The organism is Microbacterium suaedae, assembly GCF_003254645.1.
Classification (GTDB): Bacteria; Actinomycetota; Actinomycetes; order Actinomycetales; family Microbacteriaceae; genus Microbacterium; species Microbacterium suaedae.
Genome location: NZ_PNFD01000001.1, coordinates 1222117 through 1245729, shown reverse-complemented (window position 1 = coordinate 1245729; position 23613 = coordinate 1222117). Strand labels below are relative to the sequence as shown.

Genomic DNA, 23613 nt, shown 5'->3' with positions numbered 1-23613 from the left:
CCCCTTACTCCAGCGACACCGCTGCGCGCGTGCCGATCGCGCCGAACCGTTCCTCGAGCGCCGCGCGCAGCGCGCTCGGCTCGCAGAAGGTCGCGAATGCGTTCATCATGTCGTCGGTGATGAGGGATCCCATCGTGTCCCACTCCCCGCGCCGGCTCGCCGCGTGCAGCGAGTCGGCGGCGTCCTCCCAGCCGTGGAGCTCGAGGACCGCGCGGTACGAGGGTGTGGATCCGTAGAACGCGATCTGCGAGCGCACCGCCTTCTCCGTCTTCGCGCGCTCGGCCTCGTCGACGCCCGTCACGACGAACGGCGTGAGGATCACGTCGGTCGCCGTGCGATCCGATCGCGCGCGCCCCTCCGCGAGCGCCGGCAGGCTCACCTCGGCGAGATATTCGGGGGTCGTGAAGGCGTGTGCGATGAACCCCTCGGCGGCCTCGCCCGCGAGCTTCGTCATGGCGGGGCCGACCGCGGCGAGCCAGATGTCGGGAGTGTCGAACGGGTTCGGCCCCGGCGAGAACATCGGGGTCATGAGCGTGTGGGTGTAGTGCTCGCCGCGCACGTTCAGGCGCTCACCCGTCTCCCATGAGTGCCAGATCGCGCGAACAGCGCCGATGAACTCTCGCATGCGGGGTGCGGGGGCCGACCACGGCATCGAGAAGCGCTTCTCGATGTGCGGCTTCACCTGGGATCCGAGCCCGAGCGAGAACCGGCCACGGTTCGCGAGCTGCGCGTCGTTCGCGGCCTGAGCAACCGTCATCGGCGTGCGCGCGAACGCGACCGTGATCGATGTCGCCGCGTGGATCCGCGTCGTCGCGTAGCCGGCGAGTGCGCACGCGATCAGCGGATCGTGGGCCAGCTCGGGAACCTGGATGCCGTCGAACCCTTCGCGCTCGGCGCGGGCGGCGGTATCGAGGACGGCGGCGGGGGAGGCGTCGCGGAGACCGAGATCGAGGAGCATGATCTTCAGCGTGCCGGAGGCATCGAAGAGACGGGGATGAGTTGTCTCGGCCCCACAATGTCGCGGGCCTGCGCTGGCCGCGATTTCGTGGAAGAGGGCGGGCTCCCCACACAGACGAGGTCCGGCCGGGCTCCCCCAAGTACCGGCCGGACGCTTCCACGCTAGGCCGTGGGATCCGTCTGCACCACGAAAGAGGGGCCTTTGTCCCCCAAAGAGGGGACAAGAATGCGTCCCGGCCGTTCCCCAGCGCGGCGCGGTGCGCCTCCCGTACGGTGGACACCATGACGAGTTCGGGGATCCGCCAGGTCAAGCCCAAGGCCGAGGGCTGGGAGCAGCGCAAGGACGCTGAGGGGCGTCCGCTGCTGCAGTTCGCGAGCCCCAAGCGAGGCAAGCCGCCCGTGCACCTCGCCGACCTCACGCCCGAGGAGCGCGTCGCGAAGGCGAAGGAGCTCGGTCTTCCCGGATTCCGCGCGAAGCAGCTCGCGAAGCACTACTTCGACCACTTCACCCGCGATCCCGAGAAGATGACGGATCTGCCGAAGGAGGGGCGGGAGGAGCTCGTCGCCGGCATGCTGCCGAACCTCCTCACGGAGGTGCGCCGTCTGCAGACCGACGGCGGCGACACGATCAAGTTCCTCTGGAAGCTGCACGACGGCGCCCTCGTCGAATCGGTGCTGATGCGCTACCCGGGCCGCATCACCCTCTGCGTGAGCTCGCAGGCGGGTTGCGGGATGAACTGCCCCTTCTGCGCGACGGGCCAGAACGGCCTCACTCGAAACATGTCGGCGGCCGAGATCGTCGACCAGATCGTACGCGCCAACGAGGTCATCGCGAACGGCGAGCTCGGTGGCAAGAAGAGCGACGACAACAGCGCCGAGCGCGTCAGCAACATCGTGTTCATGGGGATGGGCGAGCCGCTCGCGAACTACAAGCGCGTCATGCAGGCTGTGCGCACGATGGTCGACAAGAAGCAGGGCCTCGGTATGAGCGCCCGCGGCATCACGATCTCGACGGTCGGGCTCGCGCCCGCGATCCGCAAGCTCACCGACGAGGACATCCCCGTCACGTTCGCGCTGTCGCTGCACGCACCCGACGACGAGCTGCGCGACGAGATGATCCCCGTCAACTCGCGCTGGAAGGTCGAGGAGGTGCTCGACGCCGCGCGGGCCTACTTCGACCGGACGAAGCGCCGCGTATCGATCGAGTACGCCCTCATCCGGGACATGAACGATCACCCGTGGCGCGCCGAGCTCCTCGCGGAGAAGCTCAATGCGCGCGGCCGCGGGTGGGTGCACGTCAACCCGATCCCGCTCAACCCGACGCCGGGATCGGTGTGGGACGCGTCGACGAAGGCCGCGCAGAACGAGTTCGTGCGGATCCTCAACGACGCGGGCATCCCCACGACGATCCGAGACACCCGCGGCAAGGAGATCGACGGCGCCTGTGGGCAGCTCGTCGTGACGGAGGAGGACGAGCGCGCCGCAGCGGGTTGAACCCGCCGTGGGGGTGCTTTCCGGAGTGCGGTGGCGCCTTTGTGGGGGCGTTGTGGGGCGGTTCCGCACTCGGGAACGCGTTCGCGGGTGGGGGATCGACGGCGTCTGTGGGTGGGTCGTCGTGGCGGAGGTGGGCGAGCCGCGGCAGTGTGCTGACCCGCCGTTGGGGTGCTTTCCGGAGTGCGGTGGCGCCCTTGTGGGGGCGTTGTGGGGCGGTTCCGCACTCGGGAACGCGTGCGCGGGTGGGGAACGACGGCGTCTGTGGGTGGGGCGTCGTGGCGGAGGAAGGCGAGCGCGCCGCCGCGGGCGCGGATCCCGTTGGGATGTTCCGGAGTGCCGTGGCGCCTTTGTGGGGGCGTTGTGGGGCGGTTCCGCACTCCGGAACCGTGATGGCGCCTGCGGGGGCGTCGTGGCGGAGGTGGGCGAGCCGCGGCAGTGGGCGGATCCGCCGTCGGGGCGTTCCTGGGTGCCGCGGCGCCCTTGTGGGGGCGCTGTGGGGCGGTTCCGCACTCGGGAACGGCGTGGGGGAGTGATGGCGCCTGCGGGGGTCGTCGTGGCGGAGGTGGGCGAACCGCGGCAGTGGGCGGTTCCGCCGTTGGGGCGTTCCTGAGTGCCGCGGCGCCCTTGTGGGGGCGTTGCGGGGCGGTCCCGCACTCGGGAGGTGTCGTCGCGCGACGCGTTAGCGTGGGATCCGTGATCCGCGCCGCTTTTCCCGCCCTGTTCGAGTACACCTCCCCGGTCTGGGCGGCGCCGATGGCCGGTGGTCCCACGACGCCCGCGCTCGTCGTCGCGGCAGCGCGGGCGGGGCACATGGCGCAGCTCGCCGCGGGGTACAAGACGTCCCAGGCGATGAACGATGAGATTGCCGCGGTGCGCGCCGCGGGCGTCGACCTGTTCGGCGTGAACCTGTTCGTGCCGAACACTCACGTGATCTCTCCCGGCGCGCACGCGGACTACGCCCGCGCGCTCGGCATCGACGATGCAGGGGATCCACGTGAAGATGATGATGCCTGGAACGAGAAGATCGCGGCGCTCGTCGCGGATCCTGTTCCTCTCGTCAGCTTCACGTTCGGGCTTCCCCGTGGGGAGGACATCGCGGCGCTGCGCGATGCGGGCTCGCTCACGGCGCAGACAGTGACAAGCCTCGACGAGGAACGCGCGGCGGTGGATGCCGGGGTGGACATCCTCGTCGTCCAGGGCGCCGCGGCGGGCGGACACTCCGGCGTCTGGACGGCCGGTGCGTTGCCCGCCGAGCGCCCGCTTGCCGGTCTCGTCGCGGAGATCGCGGCCGAAACAGGCGTGCCGATCGTTGCCGCGGGTGGGATCTCCTCCTCGGCCGAGGTCGCTGAGCTCCTCGGCTCGGGCACTGACGCCGTCGCCGTCGGCACGGCGCTCCTTCGCGCGGCCGAGAGCGGGACGTCGTCGACGCACCGCGCCGCCCTCGAGGATCCGCGGTTCGACGAGACGGTCCTCACCCGCGCGTTCACGGGGCGGTACGCGCGGGCTCTCCGCAATGCTTTCGTCGACGCGCACGACGCCGATGCGCCGAGCGGATACCCCGCGATCCACCACCTCACGAGGCCGCTTCGCGCCGCCGCCGCTGCCGAAGGCGATGCCGAGCACCTCCATCTGTGGGCGGGCCGCGGGTGGCGCGCGTCTCGCGAAGCACCCGTCGCGGAGATCCTCGCAGCCCTCGTTCCGTGAGGTGAGCCGGCGCCGGGACGCGCACGTTGCGGTGCGCAGCGGAGGATGGCGCACGGCACTCGGGAGAATCTGTGCCTGGGGGCGGATCCGCGTCATGGGTCTGTGCTGGGTGGGGATCCGCTGCGGGAGGGAGGAGATTCGCTCGCACCCGGGAGGAGATGTGCGTTCGGGAGGGGGAGGTCCACCTGTGGGTCCTCCGGGGTGTGATTCTCCTCCCGAGTGTGAGGGGTGTTCGCCGTGTGGTGGTGCAGCGGAGGTATCGCGGTGGAGGCTGTGCCCGGGAGGCTCTGTGGCGGGGCCGGCAGTTGGGAGGGGAGCCGCACCTGGGAGGGGCCGTGCCCGGGCGGGGAGTCGCACATAGGGGAGGAGATCCCCTCATGCCCGGGAGGGGATGTGCGGTCGGGAGGGGGAGGTCCACCTGTGGGTCCTCCAGGGTGTGATTCTCCTCCCGGGTGCGAGGGGTGTTCGCCGTCCGGTGGCTCAGCGGAGGTATCGCCGTGGAGGCTGTGCCCGGGAGGCTCTGTGGCGGGGCCAGCACCTGGGAGGAGCCGTGCCCGGGCCGGGAGCCGCACATACGGGAGGAGATTCGCTCACGCCTGGGAGGGGATGTGCGTTCGGGAGGTGCGAGATCCGCCGGTGGCTCCTCCGGGGTGTGATTCTCCTCCCGAGTGTGAGGGCTGCCCACCCGTGCGGTCGCACACGGAGATGTTTCCGAGGAGCCGTGCCCGGGCGGGGAGTCGTACATAGGGGAGGGGATTCCCTCACGCATGGGAGGGGATGTGCGCTCGGGAGGTGCGAGGTCCACCTGTGGGTCCTCCAGGGTGTAGTTCTCCTCCCGGGTGCGAGGGGTGTTCGCCATGCGGTGGCTTAGCGGAGGTATCGCCGTGGAGGCTGTGCCCGGGACGTTCTCTGGCGTGGCGGGGCCCCAGCACCTGGGCGGGGGATCCGCACCGGGGAGCGGCCGTGTCCGGGGGATGAGCTGCACCCGGGAAGGGAGCTGCACCCGGGAAGGGAGCTGCACCCGGGCGGGGAGTCGCACACGGGAGGGGAGTCGTGCCCGGGCGGGGAGTCGCACACAGGGGAGGGGACTCCCGCACATACGGGAGGGTAAGTGCGTTCGGGAGGGGGGAAGCCCACCTGTGGGCCCTCCGGGGTGTGGTTCTCCTCCCGAGTGTGAGGGCTGCCCACCCCGTGCGGCCGCCCAGCGGAGGGATCTTCGCGGGTGCTGTCACACTCAGCGGGCGAGCGGTGTCGTATGGGCAGGAGGGGCCGACCGGGCCCCGGATCGCGAAGGAGAACCCCATGCCCAGCCGATTCCGCATCCCGAAGGCCCGCATCACGGGGCTCTACGGTGCCGTCCTGACGTTCGCCGTGAAGCGGATGTGGGGGAAGATCCCCGACAACGCCTATGTGCTCTGGCACAACCGGCGCGTGATGAACGGCGCGCTCGGCATCGAGCGCAACGCCGCGAAGTGGAACCAGCTTGATCCGCAGCTCGGGTCGTACGCCGAGATGGCGTCGGCCGGATCCATCGGATGCAGCTGGTGTCTCGACTTCGGCTACTTCCTGGCACACAACGAGGGGCTTGACCTGACGAAGGTGCGCGAGGTGCCGCGGTGGCGCGAAAGTGACGTGTTCACGCCGCTCGAGCGCGACGTGCTGGAGTACGCCGAGGCGATGACGGCTACGCCGCCCACGGTGACCGACGAACTGTCCGCGCGTCTGCTCGACGCTCTCGGCGCTCCCGCCATGGTCGAGCTGACCCAGCTCGTCGCGCTCGAGAACATGCGCTCGCGCTTCAACGCCGCGGCAGGACTCGAGAGCCAGGGCTACTCGGACGTGTGCGAGCTTCCTCTCGCCGCGCCCGCCACCGCCGCGTAGCGTCGAACGCATGAGCGGAGACGCATTCACCGATCATCGCCGGCTGCTGTTCACGATCGCGTACGAGATCCTCGGATCCGTCAGCGACGCGGAGGACGTCGTCCAGGAATCGTGGATCCGCTGGAACGACGCGGACCGCGGATCCGTGCGTGACGCGCGCGCCTATCTTGCGCGGATCGCGACGCGCCAGGCCCTCAACCGCGTGCGCGCCGTGAGCCGGCGCCGCGAGGAGTATGTCGGGCCGTGGCTGCCGGAGCCCCTGCTCACCACAGGCGATGTCGCCGAGGACGCCGTGCTGTCCGAGAGCGTCTCGACGGCCATGATGCTCGTGCTGGAGACGCTCGGCCCTGTCGAGCGCGCCGTGTTCGTGTTGCGTGAGGTGTTCGACTTCGGCTACGACGAGATCGCCGAGGCGGTCGATCGCGCGCCGGCGACCGTTCGGCAGATCGCGCACCGCGCGCGCGAGCACGTACGCGCCCGACGACCGCGCGTCGAGGTCGGATCCAGCGAGGCGGCGGCCGTCCTCGAACTGTTCCGTCGCGCCTCGACGACGGGCGATGTCGGATCTCTCATGGAGGTCCTGGCGCCCGGGGTCGTCCTGATCGCGGACGGTGGCGGCCGGGTCACGGCGTCGCGGCGCCCCATCCACGGCGCGGAGAAGGTGTTGCGTTTCATCGTCGGGCTCATCGAGAAGAATCCCGGGACGACGCTCGTCGTCGACGAGATCAACGGTCGCGCGGGAATCCGCGTGCTGCTCGACGGCGAACCCGACGGCGCCGTGACCGTCGACGTCGCGGGCGGCCGCATCACCGCGATCTACTACGTGCGCAACCCCGACAAGCTCGCCCGCCTCGGGGGTCCCGTGCGGCTCGAGCGATGATCCAACCCGCGAACGCACACGTTCTGCGCGAGCGCGCATGTCATGTCATGTGCTCTGGCGTAGTCCATGCTTGGGGCGGGACAGGATGGAGTGGCGCCTTCCGGTGCGCTGTCCGGCGCGGGTCCCGCCGTCGACCAGGATGTCCGTGCCGGTGAGGTAGCCGGGCGCCCGCCCCGCGCAGAATGCCAGGACGGCGGCGATCTCGTCCGCAGACCCGAAGCGATCGAGGGCAGCGACCTTGAGGAGGTCGGCGGCGCCATGGTCCGCTTCGAGTCGGCCCATGGCTGTGTCGAAGCTCCCGGGCGACACCGACACCACCCGTGCCCCGCGCGCACCGAAGGGGGCGGCCAGCCGCGCGCTGTACCAGATGACGAACGCCTTGCTGATCGCATAAGCGAAGCCGGAATGCCGGCGGCGCCCGACGATGCCAGCCCGGCGTACGATCGCCTTCACGAACCGGGCCGGGTCCGTCTCGGCCCACGGAAAGCTGCGAGACGGGACGAGAATGGCGGGCAGCGCGTGCCCTGCGAAAGACGCGACGTTGACCAGCGCGTCGCCGTCCTGGGCGAGCGGGTGGAAACACCGCGCGACGTTCACCGTGCCGATGGAGTTGATCTCGACGATCTTTGCGGGCTGGCCCATCTGCGGGCTCACTCCGGCAGTGTGGACGACGGCGCGCACGCGATGCCCGTCGGGAGCGGCGTTGCGCAGGAGATCGAGGACCGACTGTTCATCGGTGACGTCGCACTCGATCCCTGATGCTGTGATCCCGAGGGCGGTCAGCTGGTCGACAGCGGCATCGATCCGATCCTGACCGAGATCGGCGATCACGATCCGATGGTCGCGGCCGAGTAACCTGGCGGTCGCGAGGCCCATTCCGCCGGCGCCACCGGTGATGACTGCTGTGTTCACGCGCGGCTCCTTGCGTTCGTCCTGATGCTCGGCGCTCGTGCAGGCGCAGGTGCGTCACGCGTTGCCGGAATCGACGTCGGGTCAGATGCGATCGAGCACACGCGGCGCTTCAGCGCTTCATGAGGCGCACGTCGCCGAACCACTTCGCGGGGCGCGCGATCCAGTCGTCGCGGACGGCGGCGCGCCAGCCCGCGACCATGATCACGACGGTGGCGGCGAAGATCCAGAATCCGGTCCAGCTCACCTGATCCGTGCCCGCGTACATGTGGCCGAGATTGCGCAGGGCGCCCGTCGCGAGGACGAGGCCCACGTGCACGATGACGAACGCGACGAAGAACAGCATCGTCGGATAGTGCAGTGCCTTCGCGACCGTGTCGGGGAGGGCGCGCTGCCACGCCTCGCCCTTCGGGTAGAAGGTGCTGAGCCGGAAGCCCGTGACGGCCGCGACGGGCGACGCGACGAAGACGATCGCGACGTAGCTCAGCTGCTGCAGGGCGTTGTAGCTCACCCAGCTGTTCTCGGTCGGCCAGTCGAGCGAGATGTACTGGAGCAGCACCGAGACGGCGTTCGGGATGACCTCCCAGCTCGTCGGCACGATGCGCGCCCAGTGTCCGCTGGCGATGAGCAGGACGACATAGACGATGCCGTTGACGAGCCACAGCACGTCGACGGCGATGTGGCCCCAGAGGGCGAGCGACATGCGCCGCTTCTTCACGCGCCGCGACGACCACAGGCCGCCCGCCCGCTTCTCCGTGCGCGTGCGAATGCCCGTGCGGATGATGAGCACGAGGAAGAACGCATTGAGGAAGTGGGTCCACGAGACGAACGCCGGGATCCCCTCGGGGGTGGAGTCGAGGATCGGCGCGCCGCCCGGGAATCGTTCGACGAACGCCACGAGCGGATCCGTCGCGAGCAGCGCGCGCGTGGCGAACACGAGGCACCAGGCGACGAGGACGAGCGCCGCGACTCCGAAGAGTCCGACGACGCCAGAGATCCAGGTCGGACGGACTCGCGTTTCACTCACCCGCACATTCTTACCGAATCGACCGAACACACGCCGAAGTCTGTGACCGGTTGTGACGGGGATTCCGCGTGCCACCGACGTCGACCCACCTCATTCGAGGAGCTCACATCCCGTTCCCGAGCGAGGATCCGGACGCCGCTGACCTCGTCGAGCAGGGCAAGGATCCTTTCGTGCTTCTCTGAAGACGACACGGTGGCCGCAACCCCCTGAATGGCAGGGGGGTGCGGCCACCGGCGGCAGAGCCCTACGCGCGGCGGGAGCGGGCGAGGAGGCCCGCGGCGATCAGCGCGGCGCCGAAGAGTGCGATGCCCCAGGTGACCTCGCCGCCGGTTGCGGCGAGCTCGTCGTCACCCGCATCGTCGGGAGCCGGCGCGGGCTCGGGCGACGCCGAGGGGGCCTCGCTCGGGCGCTCCGTCGGAGTCTCGGTGGGATCGGTGGTCGGATCGGTCGTCGGCTCCGTCGTCGGCTCGGGCGTCGCGGTGGGCGTCGGCGTGGGCGTCGGCTGCGGCGCGGCGACAGGCGCGCCGTCCAGCGCGTAGAGCGTGGTGCTTCCCGTGACCTCGTTGCCGACGACGACCATCGGGACGCCCGTGGGCGACGCGTCGGCGGCGATGAAGTCGAGGCCCTCGGGGCCGAGATCGCCGACCGAGTTCACCAGCGCCGCGAGCTCCTCGGCGCTCGCCCCGGCCTCCTCGAGCTCCTCGTACTCGTCGCCGAGGTTCGTCTCGAACTCACGATTGTTGATGTATTCGACGTACGCGGGCGCGGCCGGTTCTGTGATGTCGTACACGACGACGCCCGACAGGCGCTCGAAGCCGATGAACGCATAGGCACGGCCGTCGACCTCGCCGATCGTGAGGTTCTCCGGCTCAACGCCCTTGGCGTCGCTGCGGTTCTCGGCCTCATTGTTGTCGTGGCCCGAGTTGAAGACGAGATCTGTCGTCTCGCTGAGGCGGGCGGTCAGATCCTCGAACTCCGATCCCGAGTCGAAGACGAGCTCGCCGCTCGTCGTGTAGATCGAGAACGACCGGGCGCCGTAGGCGTAGAGCTCGCTGTAGCAGCCGCGCTCGTCGTCGAAGCCCATCTCGGTCGACACCTCGAGGCGGCCGAGGGCGGCGTCGTCGTCGTATCCGGCGAACTCGTCGCAGAGCGGGCCCGCGCCGTCCTCCGACAGGCTCTTCACGCGCGCCGGCTCCACGTAGTCGCCGAACTCGCGGGCGTCGCCCTCGTTGGCCGTGACGAGGTAGGTCTCGCCGCCGACCTCGTACGACGAGATCCCGTCCGGCATCGGCATGCCGTACAGGCCCTCGTAGGTGTCGATGTTGATCGTGGGCGCGTCCTCGGGGTCGCGGTCGGAGGGATCCAGCGGCACCTCGCCCCGGTCGACGAATCCAAGCCCCCACACGTCGGTGACGGTGGCCGACGCGAGGTCGATCACGGCCATCGCGTTCGCCTCCTGCAGCGCCGCGTAGGCGGTCCCACCCGAGACCGTGACGTACTCGGGCTCCCAGTTCGTCGAGCGCGGCAGCTCGTCGTTGAGGATCGGACCGAAGGCGTCGCGGACGCTGTCGTCGAGCTCGACGCCCTCGAACGCGTGGAAGTCCGCGATCCGCACATCGTCCTGCGTCGGGGCCGCGAGGGATTCCGGCAGGGAGACGACGCCGATGGATCCCTCGGGGTCGCTCGAGAAGTCGTCGGCTGGCTCGCCCTCGTTCGCGACGACCGCGTACGCGCCGTCGGGCGACACGGTCACCATGTCGGGCAGGGACCCCACCTTGACCTCGCCGAGCAGCACCGGCTCGTCGGCGTCGGCGTCGAAGAACAGCAGGGATCCCGGGGCCGTCTTGTCTTCGGCGTTCTCGAGCGCGACGACGCCGAGACCGTCGTCGCGGATCGCGACGGAGTTCGCGACGCCGTCGCCTGCGATCCGGAACAGCTCCGTCATCGCAGCGGGATCCGACATGTCGATGACCGACACAGATCCGGCGGCCGCGTTGACCGAGAAGAGGCGGTCGCCGTGCGCCTGCACGATCTCGCTCGCCCCCTCGTCGTAGACGCCAGTCTCGAACGTTCCGGCGACGGTGAGGTCGAATGGCGCGTCGTCTGTGGCGTCGTAGATCGGAGTGATGTCGCCGGGCTGAGCGGCGAGCGCGGCGGCGGGAGACAGCGTTAGGGCGCACGCGGCGCCCGCGGCGAGCAGGAGTCGAGGGAGTCTGGACATGCCCTCCGGTCTAGCGGGCACGGGTAGTCGCGCCGTGAACGCGACGTGAACGCGCGGGGATGGCGCGTTCAGCGGCTGTCGCGCCCGGAGCGCGTCGTGAGGGGCGCGCCCTGCTCAGCCGAGTGCGTGCGCAGGGCCGAGAGGACGGCGCTGCGGATCACGCCCCACAGAATGTAGAAGAACACGGCTGCGATCGTGACGTAGAGCGCGAGGGCGAGGAGTGTGCTCATGGGGGCGACACTATCGTCCGCTCGGCTCGACGTGCGGATCTGCGGTGGGCTCCGGGTGTCAGGGCTCGATCACGACCTTGCCGAGGGTGGTGCCCGCCGCGAGGCGAGCGAGCATCTCGGGTGCCGCTTCGAGAGGGCGGATGCTGTCGAGGACGGGGCGTATGGTGCCGGACGCGAGAAGCTCGCCGAGCTCGTCGAGCTGGTCGCGGTGATTGGATTGCCAGGCGAACGTCCCCATTCGGGTGCCGGTTGCTGCCCCGACGAGCGGGCCGATCAGCGTCTTCTCTGCGAAGGAGCTGAGGCGGCGTGCGAGCAGGGAGTAGCGGCCCCGCGGCGCGAGGAGTCGCCGGAGTGAGATCAGGCTGCGCGTATCCGCGATGTCGAGAACGACGTCGAATCGGCGACCGCTCCGGGTCACGTCGGAGGACGCGAAGTCGACCGCGTCATCTGCCCCGACCTCGAGCATCAGCTCCGTGCGAGGACCCGTGTCGACGCCGGTCACGTGGGCGCCCGCGGCTTTGGCCAGCTGGATGACGAACGGACCCACGCCGCCGCCTCCACCGTTGACGAGGACCCGTTCGCCCGACTGGGTCGGTCCTGTCGAACGGAGAAGCTGGAGCGCCATCAGCCCGCAGTGCGGGGCGGTCGCGGCGTCGGTGAACGAGACGCCATCGGGGAGCCGGCGCAGCGCTTCCGCGGGCACGGCGACTCGCTCGGCGAGAGCTGCGTGGCCGTGGCTGAAGACGTCGGCCCAGACGCGATCGTGCGCTGCAAACTCCGTGACGCCGGAGCCGACCGATTCCACCTCGCCTGCGAGGTCGATGCCGACTCCTGCCGATCTCGGGCGGGTGAGGCCGTAGTACGAGCGCGCGGCCCAGGGGCGGCCGAAGAGGATGTCGAGGTCGGCCATGTTGAGGGAGGTGGCGCGCACCCGCACGACGACCTCGTTCGCCTTCGGCGAGGGATCAGGAGCTTCGTCGATCCGCAACAGTTCGGGACCGCCGTACGCGTCCCGCGTGGCTGCCCTCACGTGTCTGCCTGGCCGGCGTCATCGAGGAGGAGGAACTCGTCTGCGCCGAAGACGCGTGCGACCATGCGGTCTCCGCTGGTGAGCAGGTGCGCGACCTCGGCGCGGGAGACGACACGCGGAGCCGTCACCGTGCGGATCTCCCCCTCGACTTCGATCTCGGCCGACCCCGCGGCGAGGAGATTCTTCAACCAGTCGGGCGACGTGCCGTACGGCAGCGTCACGAGCCACCCCGTCGGCGTTCTCCGTAGCCCGATCGGCGTGCGGTACTCGCGGCCGCTCCGTCGCCCGATCGTGCGGATCACTTGAGCCGAGGCGCCGGGTGTCCCGGCCGTGCGCATCGCCACGACGTTGAAACGGTCGCGACCGAGGTGCCGAACGAACGTCACGCCGGGCCTCCATTTCGTGCGGAGCGAGATGACGAGCGCGATGAGCGGAATCGCGAGGATGGCGATGACGATGCCCGCTCCGGTGAGGATTCCCTGACGCATGGCACTTCCTTACGTTGTAAGTCTTACGGCGTAAGGTAACATCGCGCCACGTCCCCGTCAACGGATGATTCGGAGCTCAGCGAGAAGATGCCCTCTCCCGACGAAGCCGCGCCGCGTGTGCGCGGAGCCCTCTCCCGAGAGAAGGTGCTTGCAGCAGCCGTCTCCCTCGCCGACCGTGGCGGGATCCAAGCTCTGACGATGCGTGCGCTCGCCGCCGAACTCGGCGTCGAGGCGATGTCGCTGTATCACCATGTGGCGAACAAGGAGGACCTCCTCGACGGGGTGGTCGATGCGGTCGTGACGGAGATCGGTGCGTCCGTCGCCGAGCGAGCCCCGGGCCACGCGGAGAGTTGGAAGAGCGCGTTGCGGCGACGGATCCTCACCGCGCGCGACGTGATGCTGCGCCATCCGTGGGCGCCGGGCGTGATCGAGGGGCGAACGATCATCAGTCCCGCCGTCGTCCGCTACTACGACGCGTCCGTCGGTCTGATGCTCGCGGGCGGACTCTCGCATGACCTCGTGCACCACGCCATGCACGCGCTGGGCAGTCGCATGCTCGGGTTCTCGCAGGAGCTGTTCGATCCCACCGGGTCCGCCGATGAGGACGCATCGGAGGAGATGCTCGAACAGATGGCTGAGCAGGCGCCTCATATCGTCGAGATGGTTGCGAACGTGGCCCACGATGATCACGAAGAGTCGAAGCTCGGCTGGTGCGATGACCAGTCCGAGTTCGAGTTCGGCCTCGACCTCATGCTCGACGGGCTGGAGCGTCTCGCTGCGTGATCACGTCGGCGTTTCCGTCCAGCGTGACGGGACGAAAAAGTGGCCCTGCCCTCCCGAGAGGAGAGCAGGGCCACTTTCCGTCGTGCTCTACGCCTTCTGGAAGCGCGAGCGCAGCACGATGCCCATGGCGATCAGGAGTGCCCCGGCGAGCGCGAGGCCCCAGGTCAGCTCGCCGCCCGTGGCGGCGAGCTCTTCATCCTCGGACGGTGCCGGCGCGACCGTCGGGTCGGTCGTCGGCTCCGGAGCAGGCTCCTCGGTCGGTTCGGCGGTGGGCTCCTCCGTGGGCTCCGGGGTCGGCTCCTCGTAGACGGCAGCGCGGCCGAGCGGGGCCGGATCCACGATTCCCTGCGTCGCGAAGAAGTCGACGGTCGCCTCGAGGTCGATGAGGCCCGTGTCGCGGTACGGCGCGTTGTTGAACGCCGTGAAGCCGTCGCCACCAGCCGCGACGAACGAGTTCGTCGTGACGGTGTAGGTCTGGTCGAGCGCGAGAGCCTCGCCGTTCAGCGTCATCGACATGACGTGCTCGCCCTCGGGTGCGTCGTCAACGTACTCGTACGCGAAGCCCTCGGAGATGCCGAGGTGCAGCTTCGGGCGGTCGTTGCCGGGCTGCCACTGCTCTTCGAGCATCTGCTTGATGTCGGCGCCCGTCAGCTCGCTCGTCGTGAGCGTGTTGGCGAACGGCTGCACGGCCGCGGCCTCGGCGTAAGTCACGACGCCGTCGCCCTCATTGACGTCGCTCGACGCGAAGAGCAGGTCGTCGCGCAGGCCACCGGGGTTCATGACCGCGATGTCGGCGGGCTCGCCGCCGTAGTTCGCGTACTCGGTCGTTGACCACAGGTAGATGTCGGCGACGAGATTGCCCATCGTCGACTCGACGCCGCGGTCGTCGCCCGGCGTCTCTCCGCCGCGCAGGATGTCGGCGCTGATCTCGCCGACGGGCTCGTTGCCCTCCGTCGCGGCGAAGTCAACGGCGTCATCGACGATCTGCTGGATGTCGTCGGCGATCGGGTAGGCGGGCGCCCCCTCCTCGTCGGCGAGCGGGACGAGGGATCCGGAGGTCGAGATCAGCTCGTTCGTCGCGGTGTCGACCTGGATGTCGAGCTTCGCGAGCGTGGATCCGTAGTCGTTGCCCTGCAGGACGGTGCGGCCGTTGATCTGGCACGGGTAGCCCTGGTGGGTGTGGCCGGAGAAGATGGCGTCGACGGCCGGGTCGGCGTCGCGGACGAGCGCCCCGAAGTCGGTCTGCTCGTTCGCGATCTGGTCGCACGTCGCCTGGTCGTCGCCGCTCATCTCGGCGCCCGAGTGCGAGAGCAGGATGGTGACGTCGACCTGGTCGTCGATCTCCGCGGCGACGCGGTTGACGGCCTCGACCTGGTCGCCGAAGTCGAGCATCTCGATGCCGGCCGGCGAGACGAGAGTCTCGGTGTCGGCCGTGATCGTGCCGATGAAGCCGATCGTCACGCCGTCGACCTCGCGGATCGCGTACTCCTGGAGTGCCGGATCGGTCGTACCCGCGTGGTAGACGTTCGCGCCGAGCGCGAGGTCGGCGCCGTAGCCCGCCTCCGCGCCGAACTGCTCGTAGAAGGGGATCACCCGATCGGTGAGGTCAGAGAAGCCCTTGTCGAACTCGTGGTTTCCGACGGCGCTGACGTCGAGGCCGCCGAGCGCGAGGGCCTCCATCGTCGGCTCGTCCTGCTGGATGAACGACGTGAACGTCGAGGCGCCGATGTTGTCGCCCGCCGAGACGAACAGCGTGTTCGGGTTCTCGGCCTCGAACTGACGCACGGCGCCGACGAGACCGGCCGCGCCCGCGAGGCCGCCGTAGGAGTCCGCCTCGAGGCGGCCGTGGAAGTCATTGATGCCGAGGATCTGGATATCGGTCGTCTCGTCGGCCGCGGCGGCGGTCGCCGCCTGCGGGACGAGCAGCAGCGAGCCGATCGCGGCGAGAGCCGTGCCGGCGCCGATGCCGCGCTTCAAAGTGGAACGCACAGAGATTGTCCTTCGCTGTCGAGCAGAACACCGCGCCAGGGATGGGCACGGCACGAGCACATGTCTATCGGATCTCGACGCGGCGCGCGAGACACCCACGTGAACGGCGCGTGAACGCTCAGACGTCTGCGCGACCGGCGGCGTAGCCGTCGGCGAATGCCTCGTCGTAGCCCTTGCGGAACATGTCGCTCGGACCCGTGCGGGGGATCGTGCGCGCGCCTGGCAGGTCGAGATCGCCCACGAGGTCGGCGCGTCCGCGCACGATCGCGACGGGGCGACCCGTCGCCTTGCCCTTCACGAGCTCGGCCGCGGAGCACAGCTCGTCGGCGACGCACGGCTGCGTCACGGCGAGCGGACGTCCCTGCGTGTCGGTGGATCCACGGAGATCCTCGAAGACCTGCACGCCGCCCGCGCCGATCGCCTGGTCGATCTGGCCCGCCCGCCAGGCGCGGCCGAGTGTGTCGCTCACGAGAACGCCGATCTCGATGCCGAATCGCTCGCGCAGTGCGGCCGCGAGAGCGCGCGCCGACCCATCCGGATCCTCGGGGAGAAGCAGAACGGTGCCCTCGGGAGTGTTCGAGGCGTCAACGCCCGCGGCGGCCGAAACGATGCCGAGTCGATTCTCGACGATGCGCGTCGTGCCCCCGGTCTCGGGGTTCATGCGGCTCGCGACGACGCGCACCGTCTCGGCGGTGATCGCGTCTTCCCGGTCGTCGGCGACGACGAAGCGACCCTCAGCTTTCGAGAGGATCTTGCTCGTGACGACGACGATGTCGCCCTTCTGGATCCCCTCGGAAGAGTCCGCGATCGCGTCGCCGATCACGGCGGAGAGATCGGCGCCCGACGTGATCTCGCCGATCCCGCCGAGCGCCCAGCTCTGCAGCATGGCCGGTCGCTGGCTCAGCGCGAGAAGCGGACTTCGGTGAGCGTTTCGCCGAGGAAGGGCTCGGTGCGTGACTCACCGTCGAACGTGAATCCGCGCTTCGTGTAGAACTGCTCCCCGCCCGGGTAGTTCTCGGCGATCCATCCGTAGAGGGGCTCGCCTTCGTCGACGACCGCGTCGAACAGCTTCCGGCCAATGCCCTTGCGGTGCCAGGTGTCGAGGAGGAAGACGAAATAGAGCTCGCGCGGGGCCGGGGCCTCGTCGTCGCGGGCGGGGCCGGAGGCCGCGAAGCCCACGATCTCGCCGTCGACGAGTGCGGCGGCGTGGCGATGCTCCTCACCGCGGCCCGCGTAGTTGCTCCACAGATCGGCCAGACGCTTGGGCGAGACCGCCTCGAGAGCGGCCTTGGAGAGCATGCCGTCGTAGGTCTCGTGCCAGACCTTCGCGTGCACGCGCCCCATAGCCTCGGCGTCGGCGTCGCGGATGGGGCGGATCAGAACCTCGAGCTGCGTTTCGGTGCTCATGGCGCGAGCATAGGCCGCGCCCGGCGAAGACGCGAAATCGAGAAAGTCATCGGAGCGCGGCCCGGATCCAGGGCGGCGCCGGATCCGCGTGGCAGAATTGCCTCGGCGTGCCCGTGCGTAGGCGTTCAGTTGCTCCGGCGGGCCACGAGGACGGCGTCCGCCACCCGTTTCACGACGAGGAGCGTCACATGTCCCAGACCGCACCGGCCCCCGCCGAGATTCCCGAGCGCACGCAGCAGCTGCGCCGCTACCTCATGTGCCGGCCCGAGCACTTCACCGTGTCGTATTCGATCAACCCGTGGATGGAACCGGCCACTCCCACAGACACGTCGCTCGCGGTGCGTCAGTGGCAGACGCTGTACGACACGTACATCTCGCTCGGCCACGAGATCGAGCTGATCGATCCGCAACCCGGACTGCCCGATATGGTCTACACCGCCAACGGCGGATTCGTGATCGACGGCGTCGCCTATCCGCCGAAGTTCCGCTACTCCGAGCGCCAGGGCGAGGAGAGGTGGTTCACGCAGTGGTTCCGCGACAACGGCTTCGAGGTCGTCGAGCCCGAATCGATGAACGAGGGTGAGGGCGACTTCCTCCTCGCGGGCGATGTGATCCTCGCGGGGCGCGGGTTCCGTTCGTCCGACGACAGCCACCGCGAGCTCGCTGCGATCTTCGACCGCGAGGTCGTCTCGCTGACCCTCGTGGATCCGCGCTTCTACCACCTCGACACCGCGCTCAGCGTGCTGGATCCCGTCGTCGCACCCGGTGCGACGCCGACGATCGCCTATCTGCCCGGCGCGTTCGACGACGAGAGCAGGCGGATCCTCGAGGAGCGCTTCCCGGACGCGATCCGCGTCTCGGACTCCGACGGCGCCGTGTTCGGCCTCAACTCGGCGAGCGACGGAAGGAATGTCTTCATCTCGCCGCGTGCGAAGGGCTTCGAGAAGCAGCTCGCAGAGCGCGGCTACACGCCCGTCACGGTCGACCTTTCCGAACTGCTGCTCGGCGGCGGCGGCATCAAATGCTGCACGCTCGAGCTGCGGGGAGGCGCGCGATGAACGAGCCGCACGTCGCACGCAACTACGCCCCGCTCGAAGTGACGATCGCCGAGGCCACGGGCGCCTGGGCGACCGATGTCGACGGGCGCCGCTATCTCGACATGCTCGCCGGCTACTCGGCGCTCAACTTCGGGCACCGCAATCCGAAGCTCGTGAAGGCTGCGACGGATCAGCTGCAGCGCGCGACGCTCACGAGCCGCGCTTTCCGCAGCGATCAGCTCGAGCCGTTCGCCGCCGCGCTGGCGGAGCTGTGCGGCAAGGACCTCGTGCTGCCGATGAACACGGGGGCCGAGGCTGTCGAGACCGGTATCAAGGTCGCTCGCGCGTGGGGGTACCGCGTCAAGGGGATCCCCGCGGATCGCGCGAAGATCGTCGTCGCCGAGGGCAACTTCCACGGGCGCACGACGACGATCGTGGGCTTCAGCGACGATGAGGACGCGCGCGCCGACTTCGGCCCGTTCGCGCCGGGCTTCGTATCGGTTCCCTTTGGCGACGCTGACGCGCTCGCCTCGGCGATCGACGAGGACACAGCGGCTGTCCTGATCGAGCCGATCCAGGGCGAGGCGGGCGTCGTGATCCCGCCCGAGGGGTATCTGCGCCGCGTGCGCGAGCTCACTCGCGAGCGGAACGTGCTGTTCATCGCCGACGAGATCCAGTCGGGCCTCGGACGCACGGGAACGACCTTCGCGTGTGACATCGAGGGCGTCGAGCCCGACATGTTCCTGCTCGGCAAGGCGCTCGGCGGCGGCATCGTGCCGGTTTCGGCCGTCGTCGCGAACGAGGACGTCCTCGGCGTCATTGAGCCGGGGCAGCACGGATCCACCTTCGGGGGCAATCCGCTCGCCGCCGCGGTCGGACATGCCGTCGTCGACATGCTGCAGACGGGCGAATGGCAGGAGCGCGCGCGACAGCTGGGTGAGAACCTGTCCGCGCGGCTGGATGCGCTCGTCGGTCGCGGAGTGACCGCGGTGCGCACCGTCGGCCTCTGGGCGGGAGTCGACATCGACCCCGCGCTCGGGACGGGCCGCGACATCACCGAGCGCCTTCGTGCGCGCGGTGTGCTCGTCAAGGACACCCACGGGCAGACGATTCGCCTCGCTCCGCCCCTGACGATCCGCGCCACGGAGATCGACTGGGCCATCGAGCAGCTCGAGGTCGTGCTGGGGAAGTAGCGGGCTCCACCCCCGGGCCCGCGAGAGGGCATCGATTCCGCGAGAGAGCATGTGAACGGTGCTCTCTCGCGGGCTCTTTAGCCTCCGGAGCTCGCGCGTACGACGAGCGACGGCTGCATGGTGACGGTGCGGTGGGTGTGCTCGTCGGGGGTGAGGATCTCCTCGAGCAGCAGCGCGGCCGCCGTGAGGCCCATGTCGTGACCCGGCTGCGCGACCGACGTGATGGGCACCGCCGTGTCATGTGCGAAGTGGTTGTTGTCGTGGCCGATGACCGCGATGTCTCCCGGAACGTCGATCCCGGCGAGCTGCAGCGAATGAATCGCTCCGGCGGCGAGCGCGTCGGCCGCTGCGACGAGTCCGTCGGGACGCTCGCGCGGGCTCCGCGCCGCGAGCTCGTCGCCGAGGGCCGTGCCGCCGCGTACCGTGATCCGCTCTGTTTCGATGATCTCGAGGCCGACTCCGGGTGATTCGGCGACCGCGCGCTGGGTGCCGCGGAGTCGGTCGGTGACGGCCCTCAGCGAGAAGGGGCCGCCGGAGAACAGAAGACGCGTGCGCCCGCGCTCGATGAGGTGGCGCGCTGCGATGTATCCGCCGTGCTCGTCGTCATTGACGACGCCGCACGACGCGTCGTCGCCCGGCCAGTTGACGAGAACGAGCGGCGTTCCACGCGCGCGCACGGCGGCGGCGGCATCGAGCGGGGCGTCGAGGGGGGCGAGGATCATCCCGCTCAGCTGCGACTCCTCGAACAGCGAGAGGTGGGCCGACTGCTTTTCGAAGTCGACGTCGCTGTTGGCGAGCACAAGCCGTCGCGACTGCTCGTCGAGTCCGGCCTCGATCCCGCGGGTGATATCGAGGAAGAAGGAGTTTCCGAGGTCGACGACCACGAAGCCGACCGTATTGGAGTGGCCCGCGGCGAGGCGCCGCGCGGCATCGTTGCGGACGAAGCCGAGCTCGGCGATCGCCTGCTCGACCCGTTCGCGGGTGGCCTCGCTCACGAGCGCCGGGTTGTTGAGCACGTTCGAGACCGTTCCGAGCGAGACGCGAGCTCGCGCGGCGACGTCCTTCATAGCCGGGCGACCTCGTCCGGCGGTGACTGTCGTTGACATGTTCCCCACATTCTGTCCCGAATCCGCACGTGCTTGCATTTGAAGCGCTTCAAGTTTATCGTTTGAAGCGCTTCAAATGGACATGGCCGTCGCTGACGGCGAATCGAGGAGGATTCATGAGGCTCACCCGGAAGACACTGACCCGCGGCGCGACGACTGTCGCCGCGGGCGCGGCCGCTCTGTCGCTTGTCGCCTGCGGCGGCGGCGGATCCTCGAGCGCCGACGCGTTCTCGGTTCTCGTCAACGTCGAGAACACTGAGGTTCCGGCGGTTCTCGACACGCTGTCGAGCGGCGCTTGCCAGTCCGAGGGCGACGCCATGCCCGTCGAGGTCGAGACGACGCCGCAGACGAACCTCGACCAGCAGCTGCAGCTGCTGGCGGGGCAGGATGCTCTTCCCGTCCTGTTCTCGGCGGGCAACGCGCCGTCGCTGACGGCCGAGCTCGCCGACGCGGGCAATGTCGCCGACTTCGAGCAGGTGCTCGGCGACCTCGGCCTCGCCGACCAGATCGAACCGGCCGCTGTCTCGACGATCGAGAACCTCTACGGCGGCTTCCGCGCGCTGCCGTTCGAGTACAACGTCGAGGGCATCTGGTACAACACGCAGATCTTCGCCGAGAACGGCATCGACGAGCCGCAGACGTTCGACGACCTCGTGGCTGCTGCCGAGACGCTCAGCTCGGCGGGGATCCAGCCGTTCTCCGCCAGCGGCGAGCAGGGATGGCCCATCACACGACTCATCTCGAGCTACATCTTCCGCGACCTCGGGCCCGACGCGATGCAGAAGGTCGCCGACGGCGAGGCGGAGCTCACCGACCCCGAGTACGTCGCGGCCGCTCAGGCGATCGCGGACCTCGGTGCAGAGGGATGGTTCGGCCAGGGTGTCGGCTCGATCGACATGGCCACGAGCGAGAACCAGTTCCTCAACGGATCCGCCGCGATGTTCTACATGGGCAGCTGGTTCCTCAGCGGCCTGAACGACCCCGAGATGAACCAGATCGGCTCCGAGAACGTCGCGTTCATGCCGTTCCCCGGCGTCACGGGCGGCGCGGGCGACCGCTCGCAGCTCGCGGCGAACGTCGGGCTGCCGCTCACGATGAACGCGAACCTCGTGAACGACGACACGACCCCCTGGATCGAGTGCATCGTCGAGAACTACGGAGCGACAGCTCTCGAGCAGGAGAACCGCGTGTCCGGCTTCGCCGTCAACGAAGAGGTCTCTGATGTTCCGGAGCTGACCTCGATGGTGCAGGACCGGGTGGCGAACACCGCGACGACGGTGCTGTGGTTCGAGGCCCTGTTCTCGGCCGAGGCGACGACGACGAGCCAGCGTAACGCGGCTCCGCTGCTTACGGGCAGCATCACGGCCCAGGAGTTCATGGAGATGGTCCAGGCCGACCTGTGATCCGCGCGCGGGCGGCGGTATGCGTCGTCGCCCGCGCCTGCTGGAGGAGATTCCCCTGATGAACAACGTTCTCGGAGACAAGCGCGCGGCGTTCACGCTGCTCGCGCCCGCGCTCATCGTCTATTCGGTGGTGATGCTGCTGCCCGTCGTGGTCTCGCTCGGCTACACCGCTTTCGAGGGAAACGCGATCAGCGGCTTCACGTTCGTGGGCCTGGACAACTTCGCGCGGCTGCTCACCGACCGCGAGGCGCACCAGGCGCTCGTGTTCACTCTGAAGTACGCCGTGGTCGTGACGGTCGGACAGGTCATCGTCGGGTATCTCCTGTCGCTGCTGTACGTGTTCGGGCTCAAGCGAGCCTCGGGTGTCGTCCGAACGCTCGTGTTCTTCCCGATCGTTATGCCGACCGTCGCGGTGGCCCTGCTCTTCCAGCAGCTGTTCTCGATCGCTCCCACCGAGGGAGTCGTGAACTCCGTGCTGTCGGGTTTCGGCGGCGTTCCCGTTGACTGGTTCGGAGACGGCGGCAGCGCGTTCGTCGTGGTCGCGATCATGGACATCTGGCGGTCGATGGGCTTCTACGGAGTGCTTCTGTACGCCGGCCTCGTCGACATCCCCGAGGACGTGCTCGAGTCGGCCCGGATCGACGGTGCGAGCGGGTGGCGCCTGGTCCGGCACATCGTGCTTCCCCTGTCGCTGCCCGTGCTGATCTCGTCGATCATCTTCTCCGTCAACGGCACCCTGAAGGTGTTCGACAGCATCATGGCGCTCACCTCGGGAGGGCCGGGGACGACGACGAGCCCCCTCACGATCTCTGTGTTCGATCATGCCTTCACCTACGGCGAGTACGGATACGGATCCACGCTGGCGATGCTGTTGACGATCATCAGCCTGATCGTCACTCTCTTCATCTTCCGCGCGTCGCGCCGCGATCTCACGAAGGAGAACGCCCGATGAGCCTCACCCAGTCCACCCGCGTCCTGAGTACGGGCGGAGATCGCCGAGACCGGATCCGCGTTCCGCGGCGCTCGCCGCGCGTGCGACTGCGCCGCCTTCCGCTGTGGATCGCGGTCACCGCGCTGCTCGTCGTCGTCGGCTATCCGCTCGTCTGGCTGCTTCTCGGATCCTTCAAGACTCAGCGCGAGTTCCTCGAGGAACCGACCTGGGCGCTCCCGCAGCAGTGGAACTTCGAGAACTACGTCGCGGCCTGGCAGACGGCCGATCTGGGGACGGCTCTGTTCAATAGTGCCGTGACGGTGCTTCCCGCGCTGGCGTGCATGCTGCTGTTCGGCACCGCTGCAGCCTTTGCGCTCGACGTGCTCGTGTGGAAGGGGCGCGGTGGCGTCCTCATGATCTTCCTCGCGGGGATCATGGTGCCCGCGCAGATGATCCTGCTGCCGCTGTTCAGCGCCTACTTCCAGATCGGGCTCACGGGTTCGCTCTGGCCCCTTTTCCTGACGTATACCGCGACAGGAATGCCTCTGACCGTGTTCCTCATGGCGACCTACTTCCGCGCGATCCCGCGCGAGGTCTTCGAAGCGGCGACACTCGACGGAGCGACGATCTACCGGCAGTTCTTCTCCATCGCCTTGCCGATGATGAAAAACGGCCTGTTCACCGTGGGGCTCGTGCAGTTCTTCTTCTTCTGGAACGACCTGCTGATCGCGCTCACCTTCGCGAACTCCGGCAATCTTCGCACCCTGCAGGTCGCGCTGCTCAACTTCAACGGCAACTTCGGCACGACGCAGTACGGACCCCTGTTCGCCGCCGTCAGCATCAACGTCTTCGCCCTCCTCATCGTCTACCTCGTGCTCAACCAGAGCATTCAGAAGGGCCTGACGGCGGGAGCCGTCAAGGGATGACGGGCGAACGGAAGGGA

General features: G+C 68.9%; 21 protein-coding genes. 10 read left to right on the top strand and 11 right to left on the bottom strand.

Annotated elements, in window-relative coordinates; translation table 11 throughout:
- Positions 1-4: 4 nt before the first annotated feature.
- The gene (locus tag C0012_RS05525) at positions 5-958 is read right to left on the bottom strand and encodes a TIGR03617 family F420-dependent LLM class oxidoreductase (protein WP_110590079.1); all 954 of its coding nucleotides are present in this window, start codon (positions 956-958) and stop codon (positions 5-7) included.
- Positions 959-1239: 281 nt separating this feature from the next.
- Between C0012_RS05525 and rlmN the strand changes: the two genes are divergently transcribed.
- The 4 genes from rlmN to C0012_RS05505 all read left to right on the top strand — a co-directional run bounded on the left by rlmN (position 1240) and on the right by C0012_RS05505 (position 6916).
- Positions 1240-2451, top strand: coding sequence for a 23S rRNA (adenine(2503)-C(2))-methyltransferase RlmN (gene rlmN, locus C0012_RS05520; protein WP_110590078.1), 1212 nt, complete (start codon positions 1240-1242; stop codon positions 2449-2451).
- Between the two features lie 693 nt (positions 2452-3144).
- Entirely contained in the window at positions 3145-4155 is a 1011-nt protein-coding gene (locus tag C0012_RS05515) for an NAD(P)H-dependent flavin oxidoreductase (protein ID WP_232527784.1), read from the top strand.
- Positions 4156-5457: 1302 nt separating this feature from the next.
- A complete protein-coding gene (locus C0012_RS05510; protein WP_110590077.1) occupies positions 5458-6036 on the top strand; it encodes a carboxymuconolactone decarboxylase family protein in 579 nt (192 codons plus the stop codon).
- Between the two features lie 10 nt (positions 6037-6046).
- The gene (locus C0012_RS05505) at positions 6047-6916 is read left to right on the top strand and encodes an RNA polymerase sigma-70 factor (RefSeq protein ID WP_110590076.1); all 870 of its coding nucleotides are present in this window, start codon (positions 6047-6049) and stop codon (positions 6914-6916) included.
- A 45-nt stretch (positions 6917-6961) separates the two neighbouring features.
- On the opposite strand, the gene C0012_RS05500 is transcribed toward C0012_RS05505, so the two are convergent.
- The 6 genes from C0012_RS05500 to C0012_RS05475 all read right to left on the bottom strand — a co-directional run bounded on the left by C0012_RS05500 (position 6962) and on the right by C0012_RS05475 (position 12821).
- On the bottom strand, positions 6962-7828 hold the full coding sequence (locus C0012_RS05500; protein WP_269777918.1) for an SDR family NAD(P)-dependent oxidoreductase: 867 nt from the start codon (positions 7826-7828) through the stop codon (positions 6962-6964).
- A 109-nt stretch (positions 7829-7937) separates the two neighbouring features.
- Entirely contained in the window at positions 7938-8852 is a 915-nt protein-coding gene (locus C0012_RS05495; protein ID WP_198411062.1) for a cytochrome b/b6 domain-containing protein, read from the bottom strand.
- A gap of 244 nt (positions 8853-9096) precedes the next feature.
- Positions 9097-11073, bottom strand: coding sequence for a choice-of-anchor I family protein (locus C0012_RS05485; RefSeq protein WP_198411061.1), 1977 nt, complete (start codon positions 11071-11073; stop codon positions 9097-9099).
- A 68-nt stretch (positions 11074-11141) separates the two neighbouring features.
- Positions 11142-11303 carry a hypothetical protein gene (locus C0012_RS15390; RefSeq protein ID WP_162621933.1) on the bottom strand — a complete coding sequence of 54 codons (162 nt, stop codon included), beginning with the start codon at positions 11301-11303 and terminating at the stop codon, positions 11142-11144.
- Between the two features lie 58 nt (positions 11304-11361).
- The gene (locus C0012_RS05480) at positions 11362-12333 is read right to left on the bottom strand and encodes an NAD(P)-dependent alcohol dehydrogenase (protein ID WP_110590075.1); all 972 of its coding nucleotides are present in this window, start codon (positions 12331-12333) and stop codon (positions 11362-11364) included.
- The gene (locus tag C0012_RS05475; protein WP_110590074.1) at positions 12330-12821 is read right to left on the bottom strand and encodes a nitroreductase family deazaflavin-dependent oxidoreductase; all 492 of its coding nucleotides are present in this window, start codon (positions 12819-12821) and stop codon (positions 12330-12332) included. Before C0012_RS05475 ends, C0012_RS05480 begins: the two co-directional genes overlap by 4 nt.
- 87 nt (positions 12822-12908) lie before the next feature.
- On the opposite strand from C0012_RS05475, the gene C0012_RS05470 reads away from it, so the two are divergent.
- On the top strand, positions 12909-13604 hold the full coding sequence (locus C0012_RS05470) for a TetR/AcrR family transcriptional regulator (RefSeq protein ID WP_110590073.1): 696 nt from the start codon (positions 12909-12911) through the stop codon (positions 13602-13604).
- An 87-nt stretch (positions 13605-13691) separates the two neighbouring features.
- Here C0012_RS05470 and C0012_RS05465 read toward each other — a convergent pair whose 3' ends face one another.
- The 3 genes from C0012_RS05465 to C0012_RS05455 form a co-directional block, all read right to left on the bottom strand.
- Positions 13692-15593 (bottom strand): bifunctional metallophosphatase/5'-nucleotidase, encoded by a 1902-nt coding sequence (locus C0012_RS05465; RefSeq protein ID WP_162621932.1) that lies wholly within the window; start codon positions 15591-15593, stop codon positions 13692-13694.
- 118 nt (positions 15594-15711) lie between these two features.
- Complete coding sequence (gene cofE / locus C0012_RS05460) at positions 15712-16479, bottom strand: coenzyme F420-0:L-glutamate ligase (protein WP_110590071.1); 768 nt, start codon at positions 16477-16479, stop codon at positions 15712-15714.
- A gap of 14 nt (positions 16480-16493) precedes the next feature.
- Positions 16494-17000, bottom strand: coding sequence for a GNAT family N-acetyltransferase (locus tag C0012_RS05455; RefSeq protein ID WP_110590070.1), 507 nt, complete (start codon positions 16998-17000; stop codon positions 16494-16496).
- A 188-nt stretch (positions 17001-17188) separates the two neighbouring features.
- Here C0012_RS05455 and ddaH point away from each other — a divergent pair, with 188 nt between their 5' ends.
- Together ddaH and rocD are read left to right on the top strand one after the other, a co-directional pair.
- Positions 17189-18058, top strand: coding sequence for a dimethylargininase (gene ddaH, locus C0012_RS05450; protein WP_110590069.1), 870 nt, complete (start codon positions 17189-17191; stop codon positions 18056-18058).
- On the top strand, positions 18055-19230 hold the full coding sequence (gene rocD / locus C0012_RS05445) for an ornithine--oxo-acid transaminase (protein ID WP_408631127.1): 1176 nt from the start codon (positions 18055-18057) through the stop codon (positions 19228-19230). Before ddaH ends, rocD begins: the two co-directional genes overlap by 4 nt.
- Positions 19231-19307: 77 nt before the next feature.
- On the opposite strand, the gene C0012_RS05440 is transcribed toward rocD, so the two are convergent.
- Positions 19308-20336, bottom strand: a complete 1029-nt coding sequence (locus C0012_RS05440) for a LacI family DNA-binding transcriptional regulator (protein ID WP_110590143.1) — start codon at positions 20334-20336, stop codon at positions 19308-19310.
- A gap of 116 nt (positions 20337-20452) precedes the next feature.
- Here C0012_RS05440 and C0012_RS05435 point away from each other — a divergent pair, with 116 nt between their 5' ends.
- The 3 genes from C0012_RS05435 to C0012_RS05425 are packed head-to-tail and all read left to right on the top strand — an operon-like array spanning position 20453 to position 23596.
- Positions 20453-21739, top strand: a complete 1287-nt coding sequence (locus C0012_RS05435) for an ABC transporter substrate-binding protein (RefSeq protein WP_110590067.1) — start codon at positions 20453-20455, stop codon at positions 21737-21739.
- Positions 21740-21797: 58 nt separating this feature from the next.
- A complete protein-coding gene (locus tag C0012_RS05430) occupies positions 21798-22691 on the top strand; it encodes a carbohydrate ABC transporter permease (RefSeq protein WP_110590066.1) in 894 nt (297 codons plus the stop codon).
- On the top strand, positions 22688-23596 hold the full coding sequence (locus C0012_RS05425; RefSeq protein ID WP_110590065.1) for a carbohydrate ABC transporter permease: 909 nt from the start codon (positions 22688-22690) through the stop codon (positions 23594-23596). The genes C0012_RS05430 and C0012_RS05425 overlap by 4 nt, the downstream gene beginning before the upstream one ends.
- Positions 23597-23613: the final 17 nt, after the last annotated feature.

Coding starts and splice junctions, on each gene's coding strand:
- C0012_RS05470 (WP_110590073.1), top strand. CDS start 12,909: ATGCCCTCTCCCGACGAAGCCGCGCCGCGTGTGCGCGGAGCCCTCTCC.
- cofE (WP_110590071.1), bottom strand. CDS start 16,479: ATGCTGCAGAGCTGGGCGCTCGGCGGGATCGGCGAGATCACGTCGGGC.
- C0012_RS05485 (WP_198411061.1), bottom strand. CDS start 11,073: ATGTCCAGACTCCCTCGACTCCTGCTCGCCGCGGGCGCCGCGTGCGCC.
- C0012_RS05510 (WP_110590077.1), top strand. CDS start 5,458: ATGCCCAGCCGATTCCGCATCCCGAAGGCCCGCATCACGGGGCTCTAC.
- C0012_RS05430 (WP_110590066.1), top strand. CDS start 21,798: ATGAACAACGTTCTCGGAGACAAGCGCGCGGCGTTCACGCTGCTCGCG.
- C0012_RS05440 (WP_110590143.1), bottom strand. CDS start 20,336: ATGTCAACGACAGTCACCGCCGGACGAGGTCGCCCGGCTATGAAGGAC.
- C0012_RS05425 (WP_110590065.1), top strand. CDS start 22,688: ATGAGCCTCACCCAGTCCACCCGCGTCCTGAGTACGGGCGGAGATCGC.
- rocD (WP_408631127.1), top strand. CDS start 18,055: ATGAACGAGCCGCACGTCGCACGCAACTACGCCCCGCTCGAAGTGACG.
- C0012_RS05435 (WP_110590067.1), top strand. CDS start 20,453: ATGAGGCTCACCCGGAAGACACTGACCCGCGGCGCGACGACTGTCGCC.
- C0012_RS15390 (WP_162621933.1), bottom strand. CDS start 11,303: ATGAGCACACTCCTCGCCCTCGCGCTCTACGTCACGATCGCAGCCGTG.
- C0012_RS05505 (WP_110590076.1), top strand. CDS start 6,047: ATGAGCGGAGACGCATTCACCGATCATCGCCGGCTGCTGTTCACGATC.
- C0012_RS05455 (WP_110590070.1), bottom strand. CDS start 17,000: ATGAGCACCGAAACGCAGCTCGAGGTTCTGATCCGCCCCATCCGCGAC.
- C0012_RS05475 (WP_110590074.1), bottom strand. CDS start 12,821: ATGCGTCAGGGAATCCTCACCGGAGCGGGCATCGTCATCGCCATCCTC.
- C0012_RS05525 (WP_110590079.1), bottom strand. CDS start 958: ATGCTCCTCGATCTCGGTCTCCGCGACGCCTCCCCCGCCGCCGTCCTC.
- ddaH (WP_110590069.1), top strand. CDS start 17,189: ATGTCCCAGACCGCACCGGCCCCCGCCGAGATTCCCGAGCGCACGCAG.
- rlmN (WP_110590078.1), top strand. CDS start 1,240: ATGACGAGTTCGGGGATCCGCCAGGTCAAGCCCAAGGCCGAGGGCTGG.